This window comes from Phycobacter azelaicus (genome assembly GCF_014884385.1).
Classification (GTDB): Bacteria; Pseudomonadota; Alphaproteobacteria; order Rhodobacterales; family Rhodobacteraceae; genus Phycobacter; species Phycobacter azelaicus.
This window is the reverse complement of the sequence record NZ_WKFH01000003.1, coordinates 2,474,330-2,499,210: the sequence shown is the minus strand read 5'-3', so window position 1 is coordinate 2,499,210 and position 24,881 is coordinate 2,474,330. Positions and strand designations below refer to the sequence as shown.

At 59.7% G+C, this 24,881-nt stretch carries 23 protein-coding genes and 1 riboswitch; of the genes, 8 read left to right on the top strand and 15 right to left on the bottom strand.

What is annotated here, in order from left to right; translation table 11 throughout:
- Window positions 1-2 precede the first annotated feature (2 nt).
- The 8 genes from INS80_RS13065 to metZ all read right to left on the bottom strand — a co-directional run bounded on the left by INS80_RS13065 (window position 3) and on the right by metZ (window position 12,316).
- Entirely contained in the window at window positions 3-758 is a 756-nt protein-coding gene (locus tag INS80_RS13065; protein WP_192966059.1) for an SDR family NAD(P)-dependent oxidoreductase, read from the bottom strand.
- Complete coding sequence (locus INS80_RS13060; RefSeq protein WP_192966058.1) at window positions 755-3,049, bottom strand: bifunctional salicylyl-CoA 5-hydroxylase/oxidoreductase; 2,295 nt, start codon at window positions 3,047-3,049, stop codon at window positions 755-757. The genes INS80_RS13065 and INS80_RS13060 overlap by 4 nt, the downstream gene beginning before the upstream one ends.
- A 707-nt stretch (window positions 3,050-3,756) precedes the next feature.
- On the bottom strand, window positions 3,757-5,997 hold the full coding sequence (gene ptsP / locus INS80_RS13055) for a phosphoenolpyruvate--protein phosphotransferase (protein WP_192966057.1): 2,241 nt from the start codon (window positions 5,995-5,997) through the stop codon (window positions 3,757-3,759).
- Between the two features lie 44 nt (window positions 5,998-6,041).
- Complete coding sequence (locus tag INS80_RS13050) at window positions 6,042-7,280, bottom strand: aspartate kinase (protein ID WP_192966056.1); 1,239 nt, start codon at window positions 7,278-7,280, stop codon at window positions 6,042-6,044.
- A gap of 167 nt (window positions 7,281-7,447) precedes the next feature.
- Complete coding sequence (locus tag INS80_RS13045) at window positions 7,448-8,896, bottom strand: TrkH family potassium uptake protein (RefSeq protein WP_192966055.1); 1,449 nt, start codon at window positions 8,894-8,896, stop codon at window positions 7,448-7,450.
- Window positions 8,897-8,964: 68 nt separating this feature from the next.
- Window positions 8,965-9,627 (bottom strand): hypothetical protein, encoded by a 663-nt coding sequence (locus tag INS80_RS13040; protein ID WP_192966054.1) that lies wholly within the window; start codon window positions 9,625-9,627, stop codon window positions 8,965-8,967.
- Between the two features lie 212 nt (window positions 9,628-9,839).
- Complete coding sequence (gene folE2 / locus INS80_RS13035; protein ID WP_192966053.1) at window positions 9,840-10,943, bottom strand: GTP cyclohydrolase FolE2; 1,104 nt, start codon at window positions 10,941-10,943, stop codon at window positions 9,840-9,842.
- Between the two features lie 176 nt (window positions 10,944-11,119).
- Window positions 11,120-12,316 (bottom strand): O-succinylhomoserine sulfhydrylase, encoded by a 1,197-nt coding sequence (gene metZ / locus INS80_RS13030; protein ID WP_192966052.1) that lies wholly within the window; start codon window positions 12,314-12,316, stop codon window positions 11,120-11,122.
- A gap of 58 nt (window positions 12,317-12,374) precedes the next feature.
- A riboswitch (SAM riboswitch) is annotated at window positions 12,375-12,453 on the bottom strand.
- Window positions 12,454-12,645: 192 nt separating this feature from the next.
- Between metZ and INS80_RS13025 the strand changes: the two genes are divergently transcribed.
- Window positions 12,646-13,335 carry a glutathione S-transferase N-terminal domain-containing protein gene (locus INS80_RS13025; protein WP_192966051.1) on the top strand — a complete coding sequence of 230 codons (690 nt, stop codon included), beginning with the start codon at window positions 12,646-12,648 and terminating at the stop codon, window positions 13,333-13,335.
- 93 nt (window positions 13,336-13,428) lie between these two features.
- On the opposite strand, the gene INS80_RS13020 is transcribed toward INS80_RS13025, so the two are convergent.
- The 4 genes from INS80_RS13020 to INS80_RS13005 form a co-directional block, all read right to left on the bottom strand.
- Entirely contained in the window at window positions 13,429-14,040 is a 612-nt protein-coding gene (locus INS80_RS13020) for an inner membrane-spanning protein YciB (RefSeq protein WP_192966050.1), read from the bottom strand.
- 32 nt (window positions 14,041-14,072) lie between these two features.
- Entirely contained in the window at window positions 14,073-14,975 is a 903-nt protein-coding gene (locus INS80_RS13015; RefSeq protein WP_192966049.1) for an EamA family transporter, read from the bottom strand.
- A 40-nt stretch (window positions 14,976-15,015) separates the two neighbouring features.
- Window positions 15,016-16,149, bottom strand: a complete 1,134-nt coding sequence (ftsY, locus tag INS80_RS13010) for a signal recognition particle-docking protein FtsY (RefSeq protein ID WP_192966048.1) — start codon at window positions 16,147-16,149, stop codon at window positions 15,016-15,018.
- A gap of 77 nt (window positions 16,150-16,226) precedes the next feature.
- Window positions 16,227-16,871: a lysoplasmalogenase gene (locus tag INS80_RS13005; protein ID WP_192966047.1), complete on the bottom strand. Its 645-nt coding sequence runs from the start codon at window positions 16,869-16,871 to the stop codon at window positions 16,227-16,229.
- Window positions 16,872-17,052: 181 nt separating this feature from the next.
- Between INS80_RS13005 and INS80_RS13000 the strand changes: the two genes are divergently transcribed.
- Window positions 17,053-17,457 carry a hypothetical protein gene (locus tag INS80_RS13000; RefSeq protein ID WP_192966046.1) on the top strand — a complete coding sequence of 135 codons (405 nt, stop codon included), beginning with the start codon at window positions 17,053-17,055 and terminating at the stop codon, window positions 17,455-17,457.
- Between the two features lie 25 nt (window positions 17,458-17,482).
- Here the strand turns inward: INS80_RS13000 and xseA are convergent, their stop codons facing one another.
- Window positions 17,483-19,006 (bottom strand): exodeoxyribonuclease VII large subunit, encoded by a 1,524-nt coding sequence (gene xseA / locus INS80_RS12995; protein ID WP_192966045.1) that lies wholly within the window; start codon window positions 19,004-19,006, stop codon window positions 17,483-17,485.
- A gap of 164 nt (window positions 19,007-19,170) precedes the next feature.
- Here xseA and purD point away from each other — a divergent pair, with 164 nt between their 5' ends.
- The 3 genes from purD to INS80_RS12980 all read left to right on the top strand — a co-directional run bounded on the left by purD (window position 19,171) and on the right by INS80_RS12980 (window position 21,624).
- Window positions 19,171-20,436 (top strand): phosphoribosylamine--glycine ligase, encoded by a 1,266-nt coding sequence (purD, locus tag INS80_RS12990; RefSeq protein WP_192966044.1) that lies wholly within the window; start codon window positions 19,171-19,173, stop codon window positions 20,434-20,436.
- Between the two features lie 112 nt (window positions 20,437-20,548).
- Window positions 20,549-21,166: a LuxR C-terminal-related transcriptional regulator gene (locus tag INS80_RS12985; RefSeq protein WP_192966043.1), complete on the top strand. Its 618-nt coding sequence runs from the start codon at window positions 20,549-20,551 to the stop codon at window positions 21,164-21,166.
- Window positions 21,163-21,624 (top strand): GNAT family N-acetyltransferase, encoded by a 462-nt coding sequence (locus INS80_RS12980; RefSeq protein WP_192966042.1) that lies wholly within the window; start codon window positions 21,163-21,165, stop codon window positions 21,622-21,624. The genes INS80_RS12985 and INS80_RS12980 overlap by 4 nt, the downstream gene beginning before the upstream one ends.
- 113 nt (window positions 21,625-21,737) lie before the next feature.
- Here the strand turns inward: INS80_RS12980 and INS80_RS12975 are convergent, their stop codons facing one another.
- Window positions 21,738-22,571, bottom strand: coding sequence for a VCBS repeat-containing protein (locus tag INS80_RS12975; protein WP_192966041.1), 834 nt, complete (start codon window positions 22,569-22,571; stop codon window positions 21,738-21,740).
- On the bottom strand, window positions 22,571-22,894 hold the full coding sequence (locus INS80_RS12970) for a 2Fe-2S iron-sulfur cluster-binding protein (protein WP_192966040.1): 324 nt from the start codon (window positions 22,892-22,894) through the stop codon (window positions 22,571-22,573). Before INS80_RS12970 ends, INS80_RS12975 begins: the two co-directional genes overlap by 1 nt.
- Before the next feature lie 150 nt (window positions 22,895-23,044).
- Between INS80_RS12970 and INS80_RS12965 the strand changes: the two genes are divergently transcribed.
- From INS80_RS12965 to INS80_RS12955, 3 genes are all read left to right on the top strand, one after another.
- Window positions 23,045-23,437: an OB-fold nucleic acid binding domain-containing protein gene (locus INS80_RS12965; RefSeq protein WP_439650942.1), complete on the top strand. Its 393-nt coding sequence runs from the start codon at window positions 23,045-23,047 to the stop codon at window positions 23,435-23,437.
- Window positions 23,438-23,488: 51 nt separating this feature from the next.
- Window positions 23,489-24,010 (top strand): peptidoglycan-binding domain-containing protein, encoded by a 522-nt coding sequence (locus INS80_RS12960; RefSeq protein ID WP_192966038.1) that lies wholly within the window; start codon window positions 23,489-23,491, stop codon window positions 24,008-24,010.
- 157 nt (window positions 24,011-24,167) lie between these two features.
- On the top strand, window positions 24,168-24,836 hold the full coding sequence (locus tag INS80_RS12955) for a Crp/Fnr family transcriptional regulator (RefSeq protein WP_192966037.1): 669 nt from the start codon (window positions 24,168-24,170) through the stop codon (window positions 24,834-24,836).
- The last annotated feature ends 45 nt before the right edge of the window (window positions 24,837-24,881 follow it).

Below are 24,881 nucleotides of genomic sequence, written 5' to 3'. Positions count from 1 at the left end.
TGTCAGATCTCTCCTCCGGAAATTGGCAGGGCAGAGCCATTGACGGACCCAGCCCCCTCGCTTGCCAGCCAAAGCGCGGCATCGGCCACTTCACCGGGCTGAATGAACCTTCCTTGCGGGTTGCCCGCGCGCAGGGACTTGGCCGCCTGCTCTGCCGTCATACCAGTCTTGGCCACGATATTGTCCACCGATCTTTGCAAAAGCGGCGTTTCAATGAAACCCGGACAGATCGCGTTCACCGTGATACCGGTGCGTGCCAGCTCCACAGCCAGCGCGCGGGTGAGGCCCAGAACACCATGTTTGGCGGCGCAGTAACCCGATACATAGGGATAACCCTTGAGACCCGCTGTGGAGGCAATCGCAATCATTCGCCCCCAACCGGCCTGCTTCATCCCCGGCAAGGCCGCCTGCCAGAGGTTGAATACCCCGGCCAGATTGACCGAGAGCGCATCGTCGAAGTCTTCCGCTGTCATGCGGTCAAAGGGTTTCGAAGGTGCTGCCCCCGCATTGGCAAGCGCAATGGCGACAGGCCCATTCTTGGTCGCCGCTTCTTCGATTGCCGCCCCGACCGCCGCCCGGTCCGTCACATCGCAGGCCAGCGGCAAGGCCGAGGTTTGCGCCGCCACCTGCTCCAATGGCTCCATGCGACGCCCCAGGATGGTGACGCGGGCGCCTTCGGAAGCAAAACGCGCTGCCAATTCGGCGCCAACGCCAGAGCCACCGCCACTGATCACAACGTGTTTTCCCGCGACACTCATGCGCGGATCACCTCGGCGTCACGATCCGCAAGGCGCCAGGCCTGATCTCGACCAGCCTCATAGGGCAACGGCCAGTGGCCCAGACGATCTCCGATCTTGGTCGCCTCATGCAGAGTCCAATAGGGATCGGCCAGATGCGGGCGCCCAACACAGATCAGATCTGCACGTCCCGCCATCAAGATGGAATTGGCGTGATCCGCCTCGTAGATATTGCCGACCGCCATGGTGGCAATGCCCGCCTCATTCCGAATCCGATCCGAGAACGGCGTTTGGAACATCCGACCATAGACCGGTTTTGCGTCGATTGAGGTCTGCCCGGCGGACACGTCGACGATATCTGCTCCCGCCTTTGAAAACGCCTTGGCAATCTCAACCGCCTCTTCCGGGGTGACGCCTTCATCCCCCACCCAGTCATTGGCGGAGATGCGCACAGACATGGGTTTATGCGCTGGCCAGACCGTGCGCATCTCCGCAAAGACTTCAAGCGGATAGCGCATCCGGTTCTCGAGCGACCCACCATAGTCATCCTGGCGCGCGTTCGATTTCGGCGAAATGAAAGACGAAATCAGATAGCCGTGCGCAGCGTGTAGCTCGATCATGTCAAAACCGGCACGATCGGCCATTTCTGCGGCGGCGACGAACTCTGCCTTGACCGTATCCATCTCGGCACGCGAGATTTCACGGGGCGTGGCGTTGTTTGGCGACCATGGCAGGGCCGAAGCCGAGACCAGATCCCAGTTTCCGTCGGGCAGCGGGGCGTCCATTTCCTCCCATCCGAGCTGGGTCGAGCCTTTGCGGCCCGAATGGCCGATCTGACAGCAGATCTTGGCCTCGGTTTCACCATGCACAAAGTCTGTCAGTCGCTTCCAGGCGGCCTCGTGCTCGGGCGCGTAAAGGCCGGGACAGCCGGGCGTGATCCGCCCTTCGGCGCTGACGCAGGTCATTTCCGTATAGACCAGGCCCGCGCCGCCCTTGGCACGTTCGCCATAGTGGATCAGGTGCCAATCGGTGGGGCAGCCATCGACAGCCTTGTACTGCGCCATGGGTGAAACAACGATCCGGTTGCTGAGGCTCATATCCCGCAGCTGATACGGGGCAAACATCGGCGCCCGCACCGGGGCATCACTGGGCACCCCAGCACGCTGCTGGAACCACCGTTCCGCCGACTTCAGCCACTCGGGGTCCCGCAGACGTAGGTTTTCATGGGAAATCCGTTGCGAGCGGGTCAGCAGCGAGTAGTTGAACTGGACCGGATCCATATCAAGGTAGCGCTCAACTTCTTCAAACCATTCAAGTGAGTTACGCGCCGCAGATTGAAGGCGCAGCACATCGAGACGCCTCTCTTCCTGATAGCGCTCGAAGGCGCGCTCCATCGAAGGCTCGGTGGTCAACAGTTCGGCCAAGGCAATGGCACTGTCAAAGGCAAGCCGCGAACCAGAGCCAATGGAAAAATGCGCCGTCGCCGAAGCGTCGCCCAAAAGAACGACATTTTCATGATACCATTTCTCGCACAGAACCCGCGGGAAATTGATCCAGACAGCGGAGCCGCGCAGGTGGTCCGCGTTGGACATCAACTCATGGCCACCCAAGTGATCGGCAAAGATCTCTTCGCAGGTGCGAATGATCTCTTCCTTGGACATACTCTCAAACCCCCAGTTCTCCCAGGTTTCGGCCGAGCACTCGACGATCACGGTGGCTGTATCCGCATCGAACTGATAGGCATGGATCCAGACCCAACCGTGCTTGGTCTTTTCAAAGACAAAGGTGAAAGCGTCATCGAACTTCTGGTGTGTTCCGAGCCAGATGAATTTGCAGGGCCGCACATCGATGTTGGGCTTGAAGTGTTCAGCGAACTCATTGCGAACTCGTGAGTTCAGGCCGTCGCAGGCGACCACGAGGTCATAATCCTGCTGATAGTCGGCCGCTGGCCCAACTTCGGTTTCAAACCGAAGGTCAACGCCAAGAGCGCGGGCGCGCTCTTGCAGGATCAGCAGCATCTTCTTTCGACCGATCCCGGCAAACCCATGCCCACCAGAAACGGTGCGCTCTCCTTTATGCACAACCGCGATGTCGTCCCAATAGGCAAAGTTCCGACGGATTTCAGCAGCGCTTTCGGCATCATTTTCCGTCAGGTTTTCAAGAGCATCATCCGAGAGCACGACTCCCCAGCCAAATGTATAATCTGCCTTGTTGCGTTCGAATACAGTGACCTCGGCGTCTGGCTGGCGCAGCTTCATGGAGATCGCAAAATAGAGCCCCGCAGGACCTCCCCCTAAGCAGGCAACTTTCATGATACGATCCTCCGCAACAGTTTGCTTTTGCCAAGGAGGATAAGCGAGACGACAAACACTTCAAGCTTAAAGTTTCATGCTTGAAATTTAAGAGGACGACCTCGGCAACATCTTGGAAACCATTTTGGGCTATTGTGAAGGGGATAACTATCCGGTGCTTGGCCTTTGAAGTCAGCCAATCGATTTCCCACTTTACATTTTATTTCAGATGGCAAGGAGAAATACTTAATGTGAATATCCTGTGGGTAATCATTTGATATCCTCGATAAGACGTTGCCCGTCTCGCGTCGGCTCGACAGCAGTGGACTTATCATGACGCGGTGTACAGCAGTGGCTCATCTTGCCGCAGGCAAAAGCGACCGCGCAGCCCCTCAGAACCTGTGGATAAACCTGTGAGCGAACAGTGGGCAAAATGCCCACATCGTCGGCAATGTATGGTTTGGGCAATTCAGTTAAAAATATCAAAAACTTTTAATTATTTCTGACGATATTGTGCAATCGCATTCTGACCGCAGAGGCTTCTACGCCCTTCGATCCAAGCACTCTCACATCGACCTGTGAGGAGGTTTCGAACCTACGCCTGCTCCTCATGGGCAAAAAACTCAGGGACAGGTCGCCCAGTGCCAAAAATGGCATTGGCACCACACGTCGTCAGCACGCGCGCAAGGCAAAGGTTAAGACGTTGAAGGCTAACCCATTGTAAAGTTTCAAATTTCGCGCAAGTACCGCATGATCGCTGGCCTGACAGACTGATCGCCGCGATGGCGCGAATCCGAAATGATCTTCCGCAATTCAGAAAGGTTTACACGCATTAACAAAGACTTAACTGGCCCAATTGAAGCAGGCCTCATCGAGAGGGTCCTAATGCCCATTGCCGCCAGACAGGCTGCTTCTATTGGGCGCCCGGCATCCTCACCACAAAAGCTGAGCGGCGTGTCAGAGCGGCCGCATCGCTCTACGATCTGCTCAATAAAAGTCAGGAAGCTAACATTCAGCGTATCGTAGCGTTTGCGAACGCGCTCATTTTCCCGATCCGCCGCAAAAAAGAACTGCTTCAAATCGTTGCCACCAATCGAAAGAAAATCGACTTCTTCAAAGAACTTATGGGGTGCAAACGCCAGCGAAGGCGTCTCCAGCATCGCGCCCACGTCCAGCCGCTCAGGCAGCGGATGTCCCAAGATCCGCTCGCGTTCGAGCGTCTTGTCCACCTCTTTGCGTGCGGCTCGGTATTCTTCGAACTGCGCCACAAAGGGGAACATGATCGACAAGGGGCGCCCATTTGCAGCCCGGATCAGGGCCTGCAGCTGCATTCGCATGATTCCCGGCTTGTCCAGCCCGACCCGAATGGCCCGCCATCCCAAGGCTGGATTCGGCTCATCCGTGGGTTTCATATACGGCAGGACCTTGTCCGAGCCGATGTCGAGCGTCCGAAAAACCACCCGTTTTCCGTGCGCGGCATCCAGAACCCGCTGATACAGTGCAACAAGCTCAGATCGTTTAGGCATCTGGTTTCGCACGAGGAATTGTAACTCGGTGCGGAACAAGCCCACGCCTTCGGCGCCCGATCCATCCAAGGACGGCAGATCCGCCATCAGCCCTGCATTCATCAACAGGTTTACCCGTGCCCCGTCACGTGTCACCGCAGGCGTTTCGCGGATCGAGGCATAGCGTTCCTGAGCGTCCGCCTGCATCGCAATCTTGTCGCGAAAGGCGCTGACAACGGTTTCATCGGGGCGCAGGTGCACAACTCCCTGATCGCCATCCACCATGATGTGATCGCCGTTCAGCGCCTCTGTGGTGATGCGTTTTGCGTTTACCACCAAGGGGATAGCAAGCGCGCGTGCCACGATGGCAGCATGGGAGCCGACGGAGCCTTCCTCCAGCACGATCCCACGCAGGGAGCGTCCGTATTCCAACAGCTCACCCGGGCCGATATTCCGCGCAATCAAGATAGGATTCTCGGGCAGCTCGGCCCCTGTTTCGGTGCCCTGCCCTGTCAGAATCCTCAGAAGCCGGTTGGAAAGGTCATCAAGGTCACTCAGCCGCTCGCGCAGATATGCGTCCTGCACCTGAGACATGCGCGCCCGCGCCTGGGACTGTTCTTTCTCGACCGCGGCCTCGGCGCTCAGCCCGCGTGAGATATCCTCTTCCATACGCCGCATCCAGCCCTTGGAATTGGCAAACATCCGATAAGTTTCAAGGACCTGCAATTGGTCCTTGTCACCGTTCTCCGAGATCTTCAGCATCTTGTCGACACCGACACGCAACTCTTCCACGGCCTCGGTCAGGCGTTGCAGTTCTTTATGAGGATCATCCGCAATTGGATTCGTCACGACAACCCGCGGTTCATGAAGCCAGACGTGCCCTTCGGCCGCCCCTTCCTGAGCTGTTGTCGCCGAGATCAGAACAGGCTGCTGATGTAGGGGGGACAAGGCCGCGCCCTCGCCCACAAAGGCACCAAGCTCAGCCATCTCTGCGATGACCATAGCTACCACTTCCAAGGCATAAACCGCATCAGCCGAGAATTCCCGCGCATCCTTGGACTGCACGACCAGAACGCCCATCATCTCGCCGAGGCGCTGGATGGGTATGCCCAGGAAAGAAGAATAACGCTCCTCTCCGGTCTCCGGCATGTAACGGAAGCCCTTGGCATTGGGCGCATCCGCCGTATTGACCACCTTGCCATATCTGGCGACACGGCCAACAAGACCCTCACCGATGCGCATACGGGTCTCATGAACCGATTCGACGTTCAGACCCTCGGTTGCGCAAAGCTCGAGCGTCTCTTCATCACGGAACAGATAGACCGAGCACACCTCGGTCCCCATGCTGTCAGCAATCAGGTGAGTGATTTTGTCCAGACGGGCCTGGCCGGGCGCATCCCCAGCCATCGCCTCGCGCAGGCGGCCAAGTAACCTGCGGCTTTCTGATTCAGTACTGTCGACCATGGGCCCTGTTCACGCAGTTATTGTGGCAGGCAGCCCAAGTGTGATCAGGCTGCTTTATCCAATTCAAAGGCATCATGCAGTGCTTGCACGGCAAGTTCCATGTATTTCCGATCAATGAGAACGGAAATCTTTATCTCTGAGGTTGTAATGACCTTGATGTTAATCCCCTCATCCGAGAGCACCTTGAACATCTTGGCCGCAACGCCTGACTGAGACCGCATTCCGATGCCCACGACCGAAACCTTGGCAACTTCCTTGTCGGCGACCAGTTCGGCAAAGTTCAGATCGCCCTTGTCCTTGATCGCCTGAAGCGCCTGTTCGGCGCGGGCAACCTGATCGATAGGGCAAGAGAAGGTCATGTCCGTGCGCCCTTCTTCCGAGATGTCCTGCACGATCATGTCCACATTGACGCCCGCATCTGACAGCGCGGTGAAAATAGTCGCCGCAATGCCAGGGCGGTCAGCCACCGATTGCACGGTTAGCTTCGCTTCGTCGCGGGAATAGGCCACACCGGCCACAACATTGGATTCCATGATGTCCTCCTCAGCACAGACCAGCGTGCCGGCATTGTCATTTTGTTCTTCAAAACTCGATAGCACCCGCAGGCGTACCCGATAGCGCATCGCCAGCTCGACCGAGCGGGTCTGCAAAACCTTGGCCCCAAGCGACGCCAACTCCAGCATCTCTTCAAAGGCGATCTTGTCCAATTTGCGTGCCTTGCTGCAGATGCGCGGGTCGGTGGTGTAGACTCCATCCACATCGGTGTAGATGTCGCAGCGTTCCGCGTCAAAGGCGGCGGCAAAGGCGACTGCGGTGGTGTCAGATCCGCCCCGCCCCAAGGTGGTGATACGGCCCTCCGGGCTGATCCCCTGAAAGCCGGCCACAACGGCGACCTTCATGCCTTCGGCGAACTTGGCGTTGATATTGTCGGTCGGGATCTCTTCGATCCGCGCCTGGCTGTGCGCGCTCGTGGTCTTGAGCGGCACCTGCCAGCCCTGCCAGCTGCGCGCGGGCACGTCCATTTCCTGCAAGGTGAGTGCCATCAGGCCAGCCGTCACATTCTCGCCCGACGACACAACCGCGTCGTATTCACGGGCGTCAAACAACGGCGAGGTCTCGTTGACCCACCCAACCAGTTCATTGGTCTTGCCGGACATGGCCGAGACGATAACGATCACGTCATAGCCTTTTGCGACTTCAACGCCGACACGTTTGGCCGCGCGGCGGATCCGGTCCAGGTTGGCGACCGAGGTGCCGCCGAATTTCATTACTAGTACGGGCATGAGGCAGTCGTCTCCGTGCGCTCGCAGATTCCGATCACCGCCTCATAGGGGAGCGGCCCCGTCAGGGCAAGACTGCGCATTGTAGCAATACAAGGGCCAAACCGTCGCATACGGCCTTCCCAACACGCCTTAACCACCCAAAAGCTGTCTTTTGGCACCCTATGCGCTCAGTTTCGCCAGAACCGGATCGTGAGAATCGCATAGACGGCCAATAGTTCAAGCCGGCCGATCAGCATGGCCGCACTCAGTATCCATTTGGCCGGATCGTTCAGTGTCGAAAAATTGCCGGCAGGCCCAATGATATCACCAAGACCCGGCCCAACGTTCGCAACCGCCGTTGCCGCTCCTGACAGCGCCGTAATGAAGTCGAGCCCGGTGAGGGCCAGGGCCCAGGCCACGATCCCAAGGGTCACGACAAAGAACATGAAAAACGATATAACCGAACTCAGCACATCCGGCCCCACGGGCCGTCCTTCGAAGCGCGGTATAAAGATCCCGTTCGGGGATCGGATACGCTGGATCTGGACCCGGATCGAGGCAAAGAGGATCTGATAGCGAAAAATCTTGACCGAGCAGGCGGTTGATCCCGCACAGCCCCCAATGAGGCCGATAAAGAAAAACACCATGATCAGGAAGCTGCCCCACTGCATGTAATCCACGCTGGCATAGCCGGTGCCGGAAATGATCGATGTGATGTTGAACAAGGCTTCGCGAAAGGCTTGTTCTGGATGATGAGGAAAGACGTAGACCAGCACGCTGGCGGTTATGATGATCAAGACCAGGATCGTGCCCAAAAAGACGCGGATCTGGCTGTCTCGCAACAGGGGGCGCCCTTGCCCATTGATCAGCTGCACATAGCGGACAAACGGCAGGGCAGCGACAATCATGAAGACGGATGCCGCATATTCAGCCGGGCCAGAAAAGGTTCCGAATGAGGCATCGTAGTTTGAAAACCCGCCCGTTGACATGGTGGTCAAGGCATGGACCAGCGCATCGAACCACCCCATGCCAAGCATCATGTAGACCGTAATGCACAAGAGTGTCAGCACGACGTAGATAAGTGAGATCTGCTTTGCAATCGCTTGGGCACGCGGGAGGATTTTACCCATCGTGTCAAAGGCTTCTGACCGAAAGATCTGCATGCCGCCGACGCGGAGTTCCGGCAGAAAGACCATTGCGACCACGATGATCCCGATACCGCCCAACCATTGCAGGATACCACGCCACAGCAAGATCCCGCGCGGCAGGTCATCAAGACCGGAAATCACCGTGGACCCGGTTGTCGTCAACCCTGACATGGCCTCAAAGAAGGCGTCGGTAAAGCTCAGTTCGGTCGCGCCAAGCATCAGAGGAATAGCCCCGAAGAGAGGCAAAGCCGCCCACACGAGGGTTGTCAGAAGGAAGGTCTGACGGATGCTGAGTCCCTGCTGAACCGAGTTCCCGCAGCTCAGCGCAAGAAGCCCGCCGGCCAAGATGCAGAACAGGCCGCTTTCCAGAAACACCGGCCATTCGCCCTGACCGTCATAAAGATCAATCAGGAACGGAAAGACCATCATGGCGCCAAGAATGACAACCAGTAGTCCAATGACATATGCGACCGGGCGAAGATCCAACATTGCGGGCAGCGTTGGCCCCCTGCGCCCGGACTGTCAAGTCAAACCAACCCGAGCGAGCCTGCCCTTCGCTAAGCCTTTTTACCGCCATCTTTGACTGCGGCGGCCTCGGGAAAGCTCGGCGGCTTGGAGGGAGCACGTTTCGCTTTGGGAGCCGTGTCCTTGGCAGCAGAAGACTGAACCGCTTTCGGCTGGGCAGAGGCTGTCTTGGCCGATCCTGCGGATGTCCCGGTCGCCTTGCTGGCTGGAACAGCCGATGCGGATTTTGCGGGGCCGTGTTTTGATGCGGGTGTTCTCGCGGTCTTGGCTTCAGGGTTTGGAGCGTCGCTTTTTGGGGTTGGCACAGCTTTCCTAGCAGGCGCCTTGCGCGTTGCGGGCTGACGCGTCGGCGCCTTTCTGGCGGTTGGCTTTGCCGCCGCAGCCTTGCCCGCTGTTTTGCGCGTTTTTGCTGCGGGCTTGCGCTTTGCTGTCGCTTTGGGCGCAGGGTCTGCGGGTTTCACCTGCGTCGCCGAGGCAGCAGACGTTGCAACCGCAGCCACAGGCTTTTTGACGGGCGCATCAAATGCCCCCACACCGCTCGCGGCCATGGCACGGGCAAGTCGCATCTGCTCAAAAGGGGCCTGCGCAGCCAATGCAGCCATTGTCCGCCAGTATTTCATCTGCATCCCAGCCGCCTGGCCAACCCATTGTGCAAAGGGTGCAGGCTGGTTGTGGAGGATTGGCAAAAACATCATTGGGAACTCCTTACGTCAAAGAGATCCGGCACCCCTGTCTGGCATGCATATTTGTATTCCGCAGCCACCTGGGGTTCGGACGCACGAAGAGCCTAACATGGAAACGCTGCGTCGCAGCAAGAAAATGCGGCAACGCAGCGCAAGATGAAAAGGGTTCCGTGAAACCTAATGTGGCTGCTCTGCGGCTCTGTGCACCGCAGACCGACCGTGCGTCAGCCCCGGTGGATCAATGTCGCAAAAAGCTGCGGATCCAGGCTCGTGTCAGCAAAAAGCGAGCCTTGGGTGAGCACGCTGACTGCGTCGTGACTATGCAGGCTTTCCTGATGGCTCGCCACGACGCGGAAATCGCCGATACGAGGATCACTTTGCAATGCCTCGCAGAACAGACGCGCCGCATCCTCAACGAAGATGGGGTTGGCGGCATTCAGCTCGGCAAAGGCTTGTTCATCCTCGCGTTTGACCATCACTTGCGTTTCTGTCGGCACAGCGCGGCGGCAGTGATCGATCAGATCCTCGAACCACAGGCAGGGCGCATCCGGTTCCATCTGCACCGAGATTCGCGCAACGGACCGCTGGGAGTGCGGCGTCGCAAGCTGCCCGCGCGCCTGGCGCGCGTGCTCAGACAGCTCCAGCGAACACGGACAGGTGGAGGAGTAGACATAGTCGAGATGCACGATCTTGTTGCGCACCCCTCCCCGGTCCACAAGTTCAAGCGCGATATCGTAATACTGATAGCCCGAAAGGCCTGAACGCAGGCTTTGCACCTTAACCGGGAAAGAAAACCGCATCTGGATGCGCGCATCCATGCTTTCCAGATCGCTCAGGTAATCCTCAAGCGCGGCTTCAATCACCTCAAAGCTGAAAGTTTTCTCGGCGTGTTTATAGAACGACCGCATGATCCGGGACATGTTGATGCCCTTCTTGTCGGCCTCAAGGCTGACGGTGCCGGTCACGCTGGTCTCCAGCGTCAGATCCCCATTGTCACGGGTGTGAAAGCGAATCGGCAGGCGAAAATTCGAAATACCCACATGCTGGATCTGTTCGTTCGCGCCCCGGATCAGACTGGAGGGACCATTTTGAAGATCGGGCAGCGTGGCACGATAGGTATCGTCCGACAGGAAATCCTCGGGATAGTTACGCGACAGCTCCGGATAGTTCTGCACCGCGCGTTCTGGAAGTAGGCGCGCCACCGCAGGATCAAGCTGCGCGATCTCTGTCTCGGTCACGGTTTTCGCCCAATGGCGCAGTGTTTCGAGGGCCGCCTCTGCCTCGGTCCGATTGGGTGCCTCTTCCATGCCGCGCGTGTGGATATTCATGGAAATATTTCCTCCGCTGCTGCCGCACTCGGTGGTGCAACAAGATCCAAGTTAATGCGTTACGCCGGAAAAGACAAAACGGATCAAACAAATGCGGCAGGTTCAGGACAGAAACTGTCACAAGGCGCAGGATCTGCAGCCCCGGCCCGGCTCAAACGGGCCGAGGCAACGCGTATTCAGGCCTCGGCGGCTGCAAGAGCACCTTTGAGATCGCCAATCAGATCCTCAGGGTCTTCCAGTCCAACCGAGAACCGCACGAGACCCGGCGTGATGCCAAGCGCCGCCTTTTGCGCATCGGGCAGCCGCTGGTGGGTGGTGGTCGCCGGATGGGTCGCGATGGATTTGGCGTCCCCGAGGTTGTTCGAGATCACCGGGATCGTTAGCGCATTGAGGAAGGCAAAAGCTGCCTCCTTTCCGCCCTTCAGATCCAGCGACAGAACCGTCCCGCCATTGCCGCCAAGCTGCCGCTGCACCAGCGCGTTTTGCGGATGATCCGCTAGTCCGGGATAGATGGTGCGCGCCAGCGCTGGATGGCCTTTCAGGGCCTCTGCAATGCGCAGCGCACTTTCGACCTGTGCATTGACACGCAGGGAAATCGTCTCAAGCCCCTTCAACAAGGTCCAGGCATTGAACGGGCTGAGCGAGCCGCCAGTATGTTTCATGTAAGGCTCAACCGTGCCGCGAATGAACTCTTTTGTGCCTAGGATCACACCGCCCAGCACCCGGCCCTGCCCGTCGATATGCTTGGTTGCAGAGTAGACGACCACATCGGCGCCCTGTTCGATGGCGTTGGAAAAGACAGGCGTGGAAAAGACATTATCCACGATCACCGTGGCGCCCACTGCATGGGCGATCTCGGAAACCGCCGCCACATCGATCACCTCAAGCGTGGGATTGGACATGCTTTCAAAGAAGACCGCCTTGGTATCGGCCCGCACCGCCGCGCGCCATTGGTCCAGATCGGTGCCATCGACGAAAGTGACCTCAACCCCAAAACGCGCCAGGATGTTTTCGAGAATATAGAGGCAGGATCCAAACAGAGCCCGTGCCGACACAACATGATCCCCGGCTTTCAAGGCAGAGGTCAACGCGCCATTGACCGCGGCCATGCCGGATGCGGTGGCAAAGGCATCCTCGGCGCCTTCCAGCGCTGCGATCCGCTCTTCGAACATGGCCACGGTGGGGTTGCCGTAGCGGGCATAGATGAATTCATCCGGGCCGGTTTCCAGGAACCGCGCCTCGGCCTGTTCGGCGCTGTCATAGACGAACCCTTGAGTGAGGAAGATTGCCTCGCTCACTTCGCCCCACTGGCTGCGCTTGGTCCCGCCATGCACCAGCTGCGTACGGGTGCTCCAGTCTTTTTTTTCGCTCATCTCATTCACTCCTGCGCATCCGCGCACAAAAAAACCCCGTTCGGCCAAGCGAAAGGGGTTCCTTCACATCCTGACCTCTTTAGCGGTGAGTTTTACGTGGTCCGCAATCCGGTAACAAATCGCCCACGTGGCAGGATGTCTCCTGCCGATTCCGATGAAGTCTCTTACCGCTTTGCCTTCCTCCTTGGCAACCACAGACGCACCTGAGCGCTGCAATTTGATGTGGTCTTGCCCACGATCACGGGTTTGTGCGCAACTGCACGCATGACCTTGCCGACCAAAGGCACCATGTGATCAACTCACACCCGACATTTTCCGGAGGACACCGCGTGCAGGACCCACTCGAACTTTACTACTGGCCCACGCCGAACGGCTGGAAGGTCTCCATCGCGCTGGAAGAGATGAGCCTGCCCTACCGCACGATGCTGATTAATATATCAAAGGGCGATCAGTTCGCACCGGAGTTCCTAAAGATCGCGCCCAACAACCGCATGCCCGCGATCATTGATCCCGAGGGGCCCGGCGGTGCGCCCATATCGATCTTCGAAAGCGGCGCAATCCTGCAGTATCTTGCGCGCAAGACAGGGCAGTTCTACGGACGAACCGAGCGCGACCGTGTCGCAGTGGATCAATGGCTGATGTGGCAGATGGGCGGCGTTGGCCCGATGGCGGGGCAGGCGCATCATTTCCTGAAATACGCACCCGAAGATCTGCCCTATGCCAAGGAGCGCTACCGGTCGGAGGTCGCCCGCCTGTACGCGGTTCTGGATCGCCAGCTAGCCAAGAACGAATATGTGACGGGTGCAGACTATACGATTGCCGATATGGCGATCTGGCCCTGGGCGTCGCTGTGGGAGGGCCAGGAACAGACCTTGGATGACAAGCCAAACCTGGCCCGATGGCTCGACATGCTGTGGGAACGCCCCGGTGTCATCGCTGGTCGGAGCCTTCATGCGGACCTGCGCGCAGACCGCTCCGACAGCAAGGCGCAACAGATCATTTTCGGAAACGAAGCCTAGGCACTCAGCCGCAGCGCGCCTGGCGCGCTGCCAGGCCCAAGGCTGTTTGCGGCTCATCTCTGATGGGCCGCTCAGGCATGGGAGTACCTTGATTCAGGCTTCCGGCTCGTCTTCTTCTTCGATCCCGTATTTCTGCAAGACCCCTCCTTGGGTCATGAAGAACAGGAACATCGCCACCGGCAGGCCGAAGGTCTTGAAATAGACCCATGTGTCGGTGGACAGGAACCGCCAGATCACCTCGTTGGCAACCGCGAGCCCGAGGAAAAAGGCACAGATCCGACGGGTGAGGATCATCCAACCCTCCTCTTCCATCGGCATGACCTCTTCCATCACCACCTTGAGCCAGCTCTGCCCGCGCATCAGACCCACCGCCAGCAGACCGCCGAACAACAGATAGATCATCGTCGGTTTCATCTTGAAGAACCGTTCGTCATTGAACCAGACCGACAGCCCGCCGAACAGCACCACCAGAACCAAAGTTGCCAGCTGCATTTTCGACAAATGCCCCGTCAGGCGCCACAGGGCTGCGGTCGACAGCATCATCAAAGGCACAAAAGCCGCCGTCACCAGAATGAAACCCGCATAGTCCTGCCCGCCGATCAGGAAGGTCTCCTCCTTGAGTTTCAGGTAGCCAATGAAAAAGAGGATGATCGGGCCGAACTCCAGGCCCATCTTCAGCATCGGGTTGATCTTCTTGCCAGCCATTGGCGCTCCTGTTGCTTCTTCGCCGCGGCCGTTCAGCCGCCCATTTCCACGATCACCGCGCCCAGCGCGATAAGGGCCATGAGGGCAATCCGCCGAGGCCCCACTGTTTCCTTGAGGACCAGCCAGCCAATCAGCGCCGCAAAGACGGTCGAGGTCTCCCGCAGCACCGCCGCCTCGCCTACCTTGTCGAGCCGGGTCGCCAACATCACCGCCCCGAATGAGGCAAAGGCGACAAGCCCGCCAAAGATGCCCTTGACCAACAGCGGACCCAAGGCCGGTCGATCTGCCATTCTGCGCCAGCGTATATAGGCCACCGGCGGCATGGCGATCCCGTCGATCATGAAGAACCACGCCAGAAAGGTGAACGGATCGGCTGTCGCCCGAATACCATAGGCGTCATATGTGGTGTAAAGCGCCACGAACAACCCCGTTACCACCGCGAGGCCCAGCGCGACCATCAGGGTATCGCGGTTCGTCTCGAGATAACGGTAGTTGTAAGCCGCAAGGCCAAAAATCCCCATCAAGAGAACTCCAACGCCCAGCCACTGCACCACCGTGAAGGTCTCGGAGAACAGATAGTAAGCGCCAATCACCGTGAACAGTGGCCCGGTGCCACGCACCACTGGGTAGACCACCGTATAACTACCCTTGGTATAGGCGAGTGCCTGCAGCACCTTGTATGCCACATGAATAACCCAAACGACGGCAAAGATTGCCCACATATGCGGTTCGGGCCAGGGCACCACAAACAGAGCAAAGGGCGCCGCCATCAAACCATAGGAGGCATCAATCGCCCCGCGCGACAGCCAGGGATCGTGGCGTCCCTTTTGCAGCGCGCCAAAGACCGCGTGCAAAAAGGCCGCCATCAGAGCAAGCCCCAGCGCCACCTGATGGCCCGCCTCGGTCCCTTCCAGCGAGATCAGCCAGTCGCTCACCCCCGGCCCTCCGGCACCAAAGAAGGTGCGAAGACGCAGATCAAGACCGGTCCAGCCCGGTCAGCGCGGCAGCGAATTCCTCGGGATCAAAGGGCGCCAAATCGTCGATCTGCTCTCCCACGCCGATGGCATGGATCGGCAGGCCGAACTTGTCCGCCAGCGCCACCAGAACGCCGCCCTTGGCGGTGCCGTCGAGTTTTGTCATCACCAGGCCCGAAACATCCGCCAGCTTCTGGAAGGTCTCGACCTGGCTCAGCGCGTTCTGGCCGGTGGTGGCATCTAGCACCAATAGAGTGTTATGCGGCGCGCTTTCGTCCTTCTTGCGGATGACGCGGACGATCTTAGCCAATTCCTCCATCAGGTCGGCGCGGTTCTGCAAGCGTCCTGCCGTATCGATCAGCAAAAGATCCGCTCCATCCGCCTCGGCCTTGGTCATGGCGTCAAAGGCAAGGCTGGCCGGGTCCGAGCCTTCCGGCGCGGTCAGCACCGGTACGCCCGCGCGATCGCCCCAGACCTGCAGTTGCTCGACCGCCGCCGCTCGGAAAGTATCGCCAGCCGCGATGACAACGTTCTTGCCAGCCGCCTTGAACTGGCTTGCCAGCTTGCCGATGGTTGTGGTCTTGCCCGAGCCATTGACGCCCACTACCAGCACCACCTGCGGGCGCTTGGCATAGATCGGCAGCGGCTTGGCGACCGGTTCCATCACACGAGCGATTTCGGCAGAGAGCAACTCCTTGATCTCTTGCGTCGACAGTCGTTTCCCGAACCGTCCCTCCGCCATATTGGCGGTGACCCTAAGAGCCGTATCCACCCCCATGTCGGACGCGATAAGCAGCTCTTCCAGCTGCTCCAGCATGTCGTCGTCCAGAGTTCGGCGCGGCTCGGACGTGCCAGAGCGCCCCATGAGACGCCCCAGAAGGCCCGGTGATTTCTGCGCCTTCTCAGCGGGCGCCGGTTCAGGCCGTCCTGCAGGATGTTCAGCCACCGGTGTCTCGGCGATCTCCGGCTCTGCTTCGGTCGCCTCTGGTGCAGCAGTTGGCGGAACCTGCGCCTCGGTGGGCGCTTGATCCGGCGCCCCTTGTTCGCCGCCCTCCGCGACAATTGCATCCAGACCGTCCTCCAGTTTCGAAGAGGACTTGAAAAGCCGGTCCTTGAGCTTTGAGAAAAACGCCATCGGTGTCTCCGCGAGTAGGTCTTCGTCTCACCTAATGCGGATTTGCGCCGGTTGCAAAGCAGATGAAGGCAGCCAGCTCACCAAAACGCAAACAAAAACCCGATCTGTGCCGCCCAGTAAAGCGGCCAGACCACGAAAGGAGCGATCCGGCGCAGCGCGTGCTCCTCTCGCAGAACAAAAGTTTCAAAGGCAAGCACCACGTCTGATGCAATGAAGGCCATCGCCGCAGGCAGCGCCCAGATCAAGGCGCCCTGCGCCGGAAGCGTGGCTGCAGCAACTCCCATGGACAATATGATGGGGATATAGGCCAAAACCGCCCCTTTAAGCGCACCGGCTCGGGGCCCCAGCACGCGCACCATGACAAGGCCAAGGCTGACAAGCCCCAAGGCAACCAGTAGCCCCGGCATCTGGACAAGTCTGGCAAACTCACTCCCCGGCACCGTCAAAAACAGCGCCGTATAGGCCAGATGTCCGGCAGCAAAAGCCCCGACACCGGCCATGAAGGCGCGCTCGCCCTCCCGCGACAGGCAGTAGTCACCCACCGCACACAGCAGCAGCCCACCGCCGAGCAGAATTGAAGCATCGGACAGAAAGGCCAGCACTGCAAGCATGGCCACTGAAGCCGTTTTCAGAACCGAGCGCAGCAGCCCCTCGGGCCGGGACGTGAAGAACAGGTAGGCAGAGGCGCAGCCCGCCGCCAGCAGCAGAAGTGTTACGTCCATTCCATCCCTCTAACTGGCCGTTCCTCGGTTTATGCTGACCGATCACACACAGCGGGTCAAAGGTTACCCAAGGACAACCACGCCATCACGAATTCCTGAACGGCATACAGAATCCGCCTGTTTGACCTGACGCTGTCCGTAAGGCTTGGCCTCAGCCTCATCTGTCTGGCAAAGTTGCGGTATGTGTTGGTTCAAAGTGATTCCCTTATGCGCGGCCCTATCCGCTCCAGAAATCAGCCTTGCCGCTGAACCCTTGGACGCAGAGGCCTTCGATCGCTACACTCGCGGCAAAACACTGTTTTATGGGTTTGACGGCACGGCCTACGGGGTCGAGCGCTATCTCCCAAACCAGCGCGTCATCTGGTCTTTCATGGATGGTCGGTGCCAGGAAGGCTACTGGTATCAGCAGGAAGACCAGATCTGTTTTCTTTATGAAGACCGCACCGATCCGCAATGCTGGCGCTTTTCGATGACACCAAACGGGCTGAGCGCGCGCTTTCAGAACGACCCTGAGGCAACCGAGCTTTATGAAGCCGACGATATCGGCGAAGAGATGATCTGCCACGGCCCCGACGTTGGCGTTTGACTGAACGTAGCGATATCCCGTCGTCTCAGAAAAGCGATCCTTGCCCGCCCTCTTCCGCTTTGGGTTTCGCCTTTGGCTTGTTGGATCGCTTGGCTGGCGCCGCTTCTCCCGGTGCGCGCCCCCCTGCCGAACCGAGATCCACCGTTCCGTCACTGAATTCGATCTGCAACGCGTCAGCCTTTTGCGCTGCTTCGCGCGTGGTCACGACATCCTCGCCAGAGCGTACCACCGCATAGCCCCGCGCAAGTGTGGCCTTGTAGCTGAGGATCTCAAGCTGTCGCCCGGCTGACGACAAAAGCTGGCGCTGACGCTCAAGCCGTTGGCGCTGAACGATCTCGAGCCGCTGAGCGAGCTGGGAGATGCGCTCGTTTCGGCGCTGTATTTCCTGCCGGATCGGCCGTAGGGACAGGCGTGACGAGAGGTTACTGAGGCCGTTGGCTCGTCCAGCAAGCAAGCCACGCAGGGTCGCCGGACGCAGGGCCGCCGAAGCCTCGCTCAACTGCACACGGCGGCGCTGCACCACCGAGGTCAGCGCACGCGGCAAGCCATCGCTGGCCTGATCGAGCCGTTGACGGGGTGTTTCCAACAGGGTCTCCGGGCGGGGCAAGGCGCGGGACAGGTCGCTCAGTCGCTGGCGGCGCTGCTGCACCGACTGCCCGGCCGCCCGCGCAAGACGCGCACCCTGGTTTTCGCTCCAGGCCAGCAGATCCAGGCGGACAGGGACCGCCAGCTCCGCTGCCGCCGTGGGCGTCGGCGCGCGGCGGTCAGACACGAAATCTATCAACGTGGTATCCGTTTCATGCCCGACAGCGGAAATCAGCGGAATATGAGACGCCGCTGCCGCACGAGCTACGATCTCTTCGTTGAAGCCCCAGAGATCTTCGATTGAACCGCCACCACGCGCCACGATGATCAGGTCCGGGCGCGGCAAGGCACCGCCCGGGCTCAGCCTGTTGAAGCCTTCGATGGCGCGTGCCACCTCGGGCGCGCAGTTGCTGCCCTGAACCGCAACCGGCCAGACCAGCACCTTGCGCGGAAAGCGATCACGCAGGCGGTGCAGGATATCGCGGATCACCGCGCCAGAGGGTGAAGTCACAACACCGATGATCCCAGGCAGATAGGGCAGCGGTTTCTTGCGCTCGGGCGCGAACAGCCCCTCGGCCTCCAGCTGTTTCTTGCGCTTTTCCAGAAGGGCCATTAGCGCGCCCTGCCCGGCGACGGCGACCTCTTCAACGTTCATGTTGTACTTGGACTGTGCACCAAAAGCGGTCAGGCGGCCTGTGACGACCACTTCCAGCCCCTCTTCCGGCACCACCGAGAGGCCCGCGATCTGGCCCTTCCAGGTAGTGCAGGCAAGAACGCTACGGTCGTCCTTGACGTCATAGTAGAGATGACCCGAACGGGCCTTGAAGACGCGCCCTACCTCGCCCCGAACCCGAATGCGTCCGAATGTACTTTCAAGCGTGCGCTTCACCTCTCCCGAGATCTCGGAAACGGTGAATTCCGGCGCATTTTGGCCGGGGGCGGGATCGTCGATCAGGTCGGACATAGGCTGCTCTTTGTCGTCTCGGGTCGGATGGCATGCTCGGCGCACAGCCTGCGACCAAGCGGTTCTTGTTTTACAGGCTTGCGCAGCATAGAAGGCGCGACAAGCAAGGCAAGCCCTCGACGCACGGGCATGGGCGCGAGCGCGGACAGATCGGAGACAGTGCGATGAATATCCTTATCCTTGGCAGCGGCGGGCGCGAACATGCACTGGCCTGGGCGGTGATGCAGAACCCCAAGTGCGACAAGCTGATCGTGGCCCCCGGCAATGCGGGCATCGCCCAGATCGCCGATTGCGCCAGCCTTGATATAGAACAGGGCGGCGCTGTGGTGACCTTTGCCGAGGAAAACGCCATCGATTTCGCCATCATTGGCCCCGAAGCCCCGCTGGCTGCCGGCGTCGCCGACCGCCTGCGCGAGGCTGGCATTCTGGTCTTCGGCCCTTCGGAAGCGGCTGCAAAACTGGAAGCCTCCAAAAGCTTCACCAAGGAAATTTGCGATGCGGCCAAGGCGCCCACCGCCGCCTATGGTCATTTCACCGACGCAGAGGCCGCCAAAGCCTATGTCAAACAGCAAGGCGCGCCCATCGTGGTCAAGGCAGATGGTCTGGCGGCCGGCAAGGGCGTTATCGTCGCCATGGACGAAGAGACCGCGCTTGACGCCATCGACGACATGTTCGGCGGCAGTTTTGGCGGCGCAGGCGCCGAGGTGGTGATCGAGGAATTCATGGAGGGCGAGGAAGCATCGCTGTTTGTGCTCGTGGATGGCGAAGACGTTCTGCCCATCGGCACCGCGCAGGATCATAAACGCGTCGGCGAAGGCGACACTGGCCTCAACACCGGCGGCATGGGCGCCTACTCCCCCGCTCCGGTCCTGTCGGCCGAGATCGAGACCCGCGCCATGGAAGAGATTATCAAGCCAACCATGACCGAAATGGCCAAGCGTGGCGCGCCCTATCAAGGCGTTCTTTATGCGGGCCTCATGATCAAGGACGGTCAGCCGCGTCTGGTCGAGTACAACGTGCGCTTTGGCGATCCTGAATGCCAGGTCTTGATGATGCGCCTTGGCGCGCAGGCGCTGGACCTGATGCATGCCGCCGCCGAAGGGCGCCTAGGCGAAGCACAGGTCAACTGGGGCGATGATCATGCCATCACGGTCGTGATCGCCGCAAAGGGCTACCCCGGCTCCTACCAGAAGGGAACCGAGATCGCGGGCCTCGACGCCCTGCCCGAGGACAGCAGCAACATGGTCTTTCATGCGGGCACCAAATCCGAAGGCGGCAAGATCCTGGCCAATGGCGGCCGCGTCCTGAACGTCACGGCCCGTGGAAGCAGCCTCACTGAAGCGCATGCACGTGCTTATGCCATGGTCGACCAGATCGACTGGAAAGATGGCTTCTTCCGCCGCGACATCGGCTGGCGCGCCCTGAAATGATCTTGGGGCGCCACAAGCGGCGGTGGGCAATAGCCGGGCGACAAATGGCTTCAGAGGTATTTGCAGATCTGCTGCGGTAGGCTAGTACAGTTTGCCAAGCCCTGGAGGCAGAATGGACAAATACCCGGATCCCGCCACGCTTGATCGCCTCTATGCCGGTCGCGATCTGGCTCAACTTGCGTTTGAGTTTTCACCGGTTGGCATCGTGGTCACCGAGAACCGCGTGCTGCGCGAATGTAATCAACGCTTTTGCCAGATGTTTGGTTATCAACGCGAAGAGATGCTGGATCGGCTTTTTGCCTTTCTCTACCCGTCGGATGAGGAGTTTCACAACCTGCGCAACCGGGGTGACACCAGCCTCGGCCAGGGCAATCCCTATTGGGATGAACGGGTGATGAAACGCAAGTCCGGGGAATTGTTCTGGGTGCGCGTGCGCGGACATACCTTTACCCCGGACGAACCTTTGGGCCGCGCGGTCTGGAGCTTTGCCGATCTGTCTGGCGTACGCCCCTACCAACCGCTCACGCGGCGTGAGCGGGAGGTATATTCCCTGTTGCGCGAAGGCAAGACCAGCAAGGAAATCGCGCGCATCCTGGATCTGAGTTACCGAACGGTCGAGGTACACCGGGCGCGACTGTTGAAAAAAGTCGGTGCCAACAATACGGCGAGCCTGTTCTCCTCTCTGGGGGATATCGGCGGCGATCATATCGTGCGCAGCAACAGTCCATGACCCCGGAACGTCTGACTGCGGAGGATCCGCGCCTTCCGGAAGCGCTTGCCCTCATTCAGCGCAGCTTTGCCTATATGGAGGAGCGTATCGATCCGCCCTCGTCGATACGGGAGCTGACAGTTCAAAAGATGTCGGAGCAATGCGATATCGGCGAAATCTGGGCTCTTGGCGCGCCCATAGCGGCATGTATGTTCCTGACGCCCAAAGAAGAAGGCCTCTACCTTGGCAAGCTTGCGGTGGACGGGAACAAACGCGGCGCAGGATTGGCCCGCTGCCTCGTGGAGAGGGCTGTACAGCGCGCCCGAGAGCTGCACCTGCCCGCCATTGAGTTGCAAACCCGCGTGGAGCTGGTCGAGAACCACGCCGCGTTTTCCCGTCTGGGTTTTGTGCAAACCGGGGCAACCGCGCATGACGGATACGATCGCCCCACCTCTCTGGTGTTTCGCCGCTTCGTCTAGGGTCTGGCGGCACGCTCCCGCCCGCCGCGCCGCATTCAGGGAATGCAGCCGACCGTTGGGCCGGGCGCCGCGCAGGGCGCGGCGCGGCAGCCCCCTGCCTGGAGCGCGGCAGTTCAGGAGCAGGTCAAAGCCTTTGCAACCGTCTCCGGCCCTGAAAATGGCCCGATGTCCCTGGCCTCGACAGCTGTCTGCTTAAGACGGGACGCCACAACGCGTGACCAGGTCGCATCTACCGTGATGATCTCGGGGCCCTCGCCACAGTCACGTATGCCAGAGGTGATGAAGTCCTCGCCGATCCGGTGGTTGGTCAAGCCCGCCAAGGTTGCAATCTCTGTCAGCTTGCCGCCTTCAAACCGCCAGATACGCAGCGTCTTGGCCAGATGGGGGCGATCGATATAGGAAAGTTCCACCTGCCCATCCCCATCTAGATCCGCCGCGCCGATGGGGGCAAGCCACCGGTTTCTTTGCCCGATGTGGGGGGTTTCGGCAATCTTTCCGCCCGCGCCATAAAGCGCCAGCGCCGCACCTTTCGCCATATCGGCTTCGACCACCATGACGGCATCAATCTGGCCATCCAGTGTCAGATCCACCAGACGGGGCTGAAGGTCCTCAAAGACATGATCCTGCGGCAGCTGGATCTCAACGGACGCAACGGTTCCGTCATCCCGCTCAACTGTCACGGTGAGGCCACCCCACTCAACCGCATCCCCAAGCACAGCATGGGCATAGCGTGTTGTCGGATCGGTAAACTCGGCCGAAAGAATGGTGCCCGCCGCGCTCGAGGACCATTGGCCGCTGTCATCTTCCCCTGTTTGGGCGAAGGCAGGCTCGCTGAGCGCAATAATTCCCCCGAGAAGCAAAGTGCACAGCGTTTGCCCTGCGCGGCGTGCAGAACGGGGCCAGATGCGGCCGGGTCGACGCCGCGCCATCTGCCCCCGAAAGACCATCAGATCTGCTTTTCAGGCATCTGGACAATCAGACCGTCCAGCGCGTCTGTCACCTTCAGCTGGCAGGTCAGGCGCGAGCGAGCCGCGTCAGGTTCAAAGGCGAAATCCAGCATGTCCTCTTCCATGTCATCCTTGGCGGGCAGCTTCTCGACCCAATCTGGATGAATATAGACATGACATGTGGAGCAAGCGCAGGCCCCGCCGCAGTCTGCCTCGATGCCGGGAATATTGTTGTCCCGTGCGCCTTCCATCACGGTCAGCCCATTGGCCACCTCCACAACATGCTCGGTGCCATTGTGTTCGACATAGGTAATCTTTGCCATGCTTGCGTCTTCCCTTTCTCGGTACTTGCCAGACTGTTTAGCCAAGCCCCCGCCGCGACACCAGAGCTATCTGGCAAACGGCCCGGCCCGACTGGACAACCCCGCCACATGTTCTACATATGTTCTTGAGCGCGTATTTGAAGGCACATGATGTTCGAGAAGCCTGTCATCCCGCATGAGCCCCCAAACTGCATCCGGGCCGACCAGATGCAAGCGGTGCGCGAAAATGCACGGATCGCCGTTGCAGGGCTGGTAATCCTGCGCCAGCGCCCCGGCACTGCAAAGGGAGTCATCTTCCTCACGCTGGAAGATGAAACCGGGGTTGTGAACGTCATCGTCTGGCGCAAGATCTACGAGGCGTTCCGACGCGCTGTGATTTCAGGGCGTCTTCTCAAAGTGACTGGCCGCTTGCAGCGCGCCCATTCGGTCACCCATCTTATTGCAGAGCATATCGAAGACGTGTCAGGTCTTCTGGATATGCTGCTGACCCCGCAGGGTCGCGCGCAGGATCCGGCCTTTGCGCCGCCCAAGGAAATGGACTAACCTGCGGCAAAACCCGCCGGTCTGACCACAGGCCACGAGAGGTCCGAGCGCATGATCCGCCCCTTATTGCTATTGCACAGTGCCTGCGCCCTTGGCCTGCTCGCCATGGCGGGCTGCATGCAGCCTGTCGACCCAGACCGCGGCGCGGAACGCCCGCCTCCACGCAGCGCCCCTCCCGGAGCGCCTGATGGCACCTGCTGGGACCGGCATATCAGCCCCGCGATCATCGAAACGGTCACCATGCAGGTCCTGGTTCAGCCAGAGCAACGGGATGCGAGCGGCACTCTCATTCAACCCGCAGTCTTTCGGACCGAAACCCGACAGGACATCGTGCGCCCGCGCAGCGAAAGCTGGCTTGAAATCACCTGTCCCGTGGACATGACACCGGATTTCATTGCCTCGCTGCAACGCGCTCTGACCGTAAGGGGGCACTACACTGGCACTGTAACCGGAAAGATGGATCGGGACACGCGGCTGGCCGTTCTGAGCTATCAACGACGCAACGGATTGGAAAGCCAGAGCCTGTCACTGGACAGCGCCCGTAGTCTGGGTCTGATCTCTGTCATGCGGTGATCAGGCGCGCTAAATTTTGGCGGTAAGGACGTGCCCCCTGTGCAGAACTGGCGCAACAACAGTTTCCCGCGCCGCACGGCTCTGATAGTGTCGCGCGCGAACGACGCACCGGCCCGACCTTCTACACCCAGCGGGCGCCTTCACTGGAGACGAAACCATGCCGCAAGATCGCCTGCCCGACACAGGCTTTCTGTCAGGGGCCTCGGCTCCTTTGAGGGAAATGCTGGACAGTCAGGCCAGCGACATTCGCCTATCGCAAGGCGAAGTGCTGTTCGAGCAGGGCGACACGGGCGATGCCCTTTACGCCATCATCGAAGGGGCACTCGAATTCTCCATCCTCTCTGCTGCAGGGCGTAAACTGACTCTCGACCTGATGCGGCCAGGGGCAGTCTTTGGCGAGATTGCCCTTTTTGATCCCGGCACTCGCACGGCCACCGTCACCGCCACAGAGCCAAGCCGACTACGCCGACTGCGCAACCGCGACATCCTGAATCAGATCCAAAAATATCCCGACCTTGCCGGAGACCTGCTGCGCCTCGCCGGTCAGCGTATGCGCTGGATGAATGCGCAATTGAACGAACAGGTCTTCCTGCCGATGCCCGTGCGTCTCGCCCGCAAGCTGCTTTATCTGACCCCCGAGGCTGGCAACGGTCGCCTCGGCCTGTCGCAAAGCGAGCTGGCAGAATTCGTCGGCGCCACGCGTGAGGCCGTATCCAAGACTTTGTCCAATTGGAAACGCAACGGAATAATAGAAATCAACCGTGGCGCCCTCCAGATCCTGGACCGCAAGGCACTTGGGCTCTTGGCAGAGCCGGAATTGCTGTGATCCCCCCAAAGCCGCCAAGTATTCCTCACGTCAGTGTGAACTGGA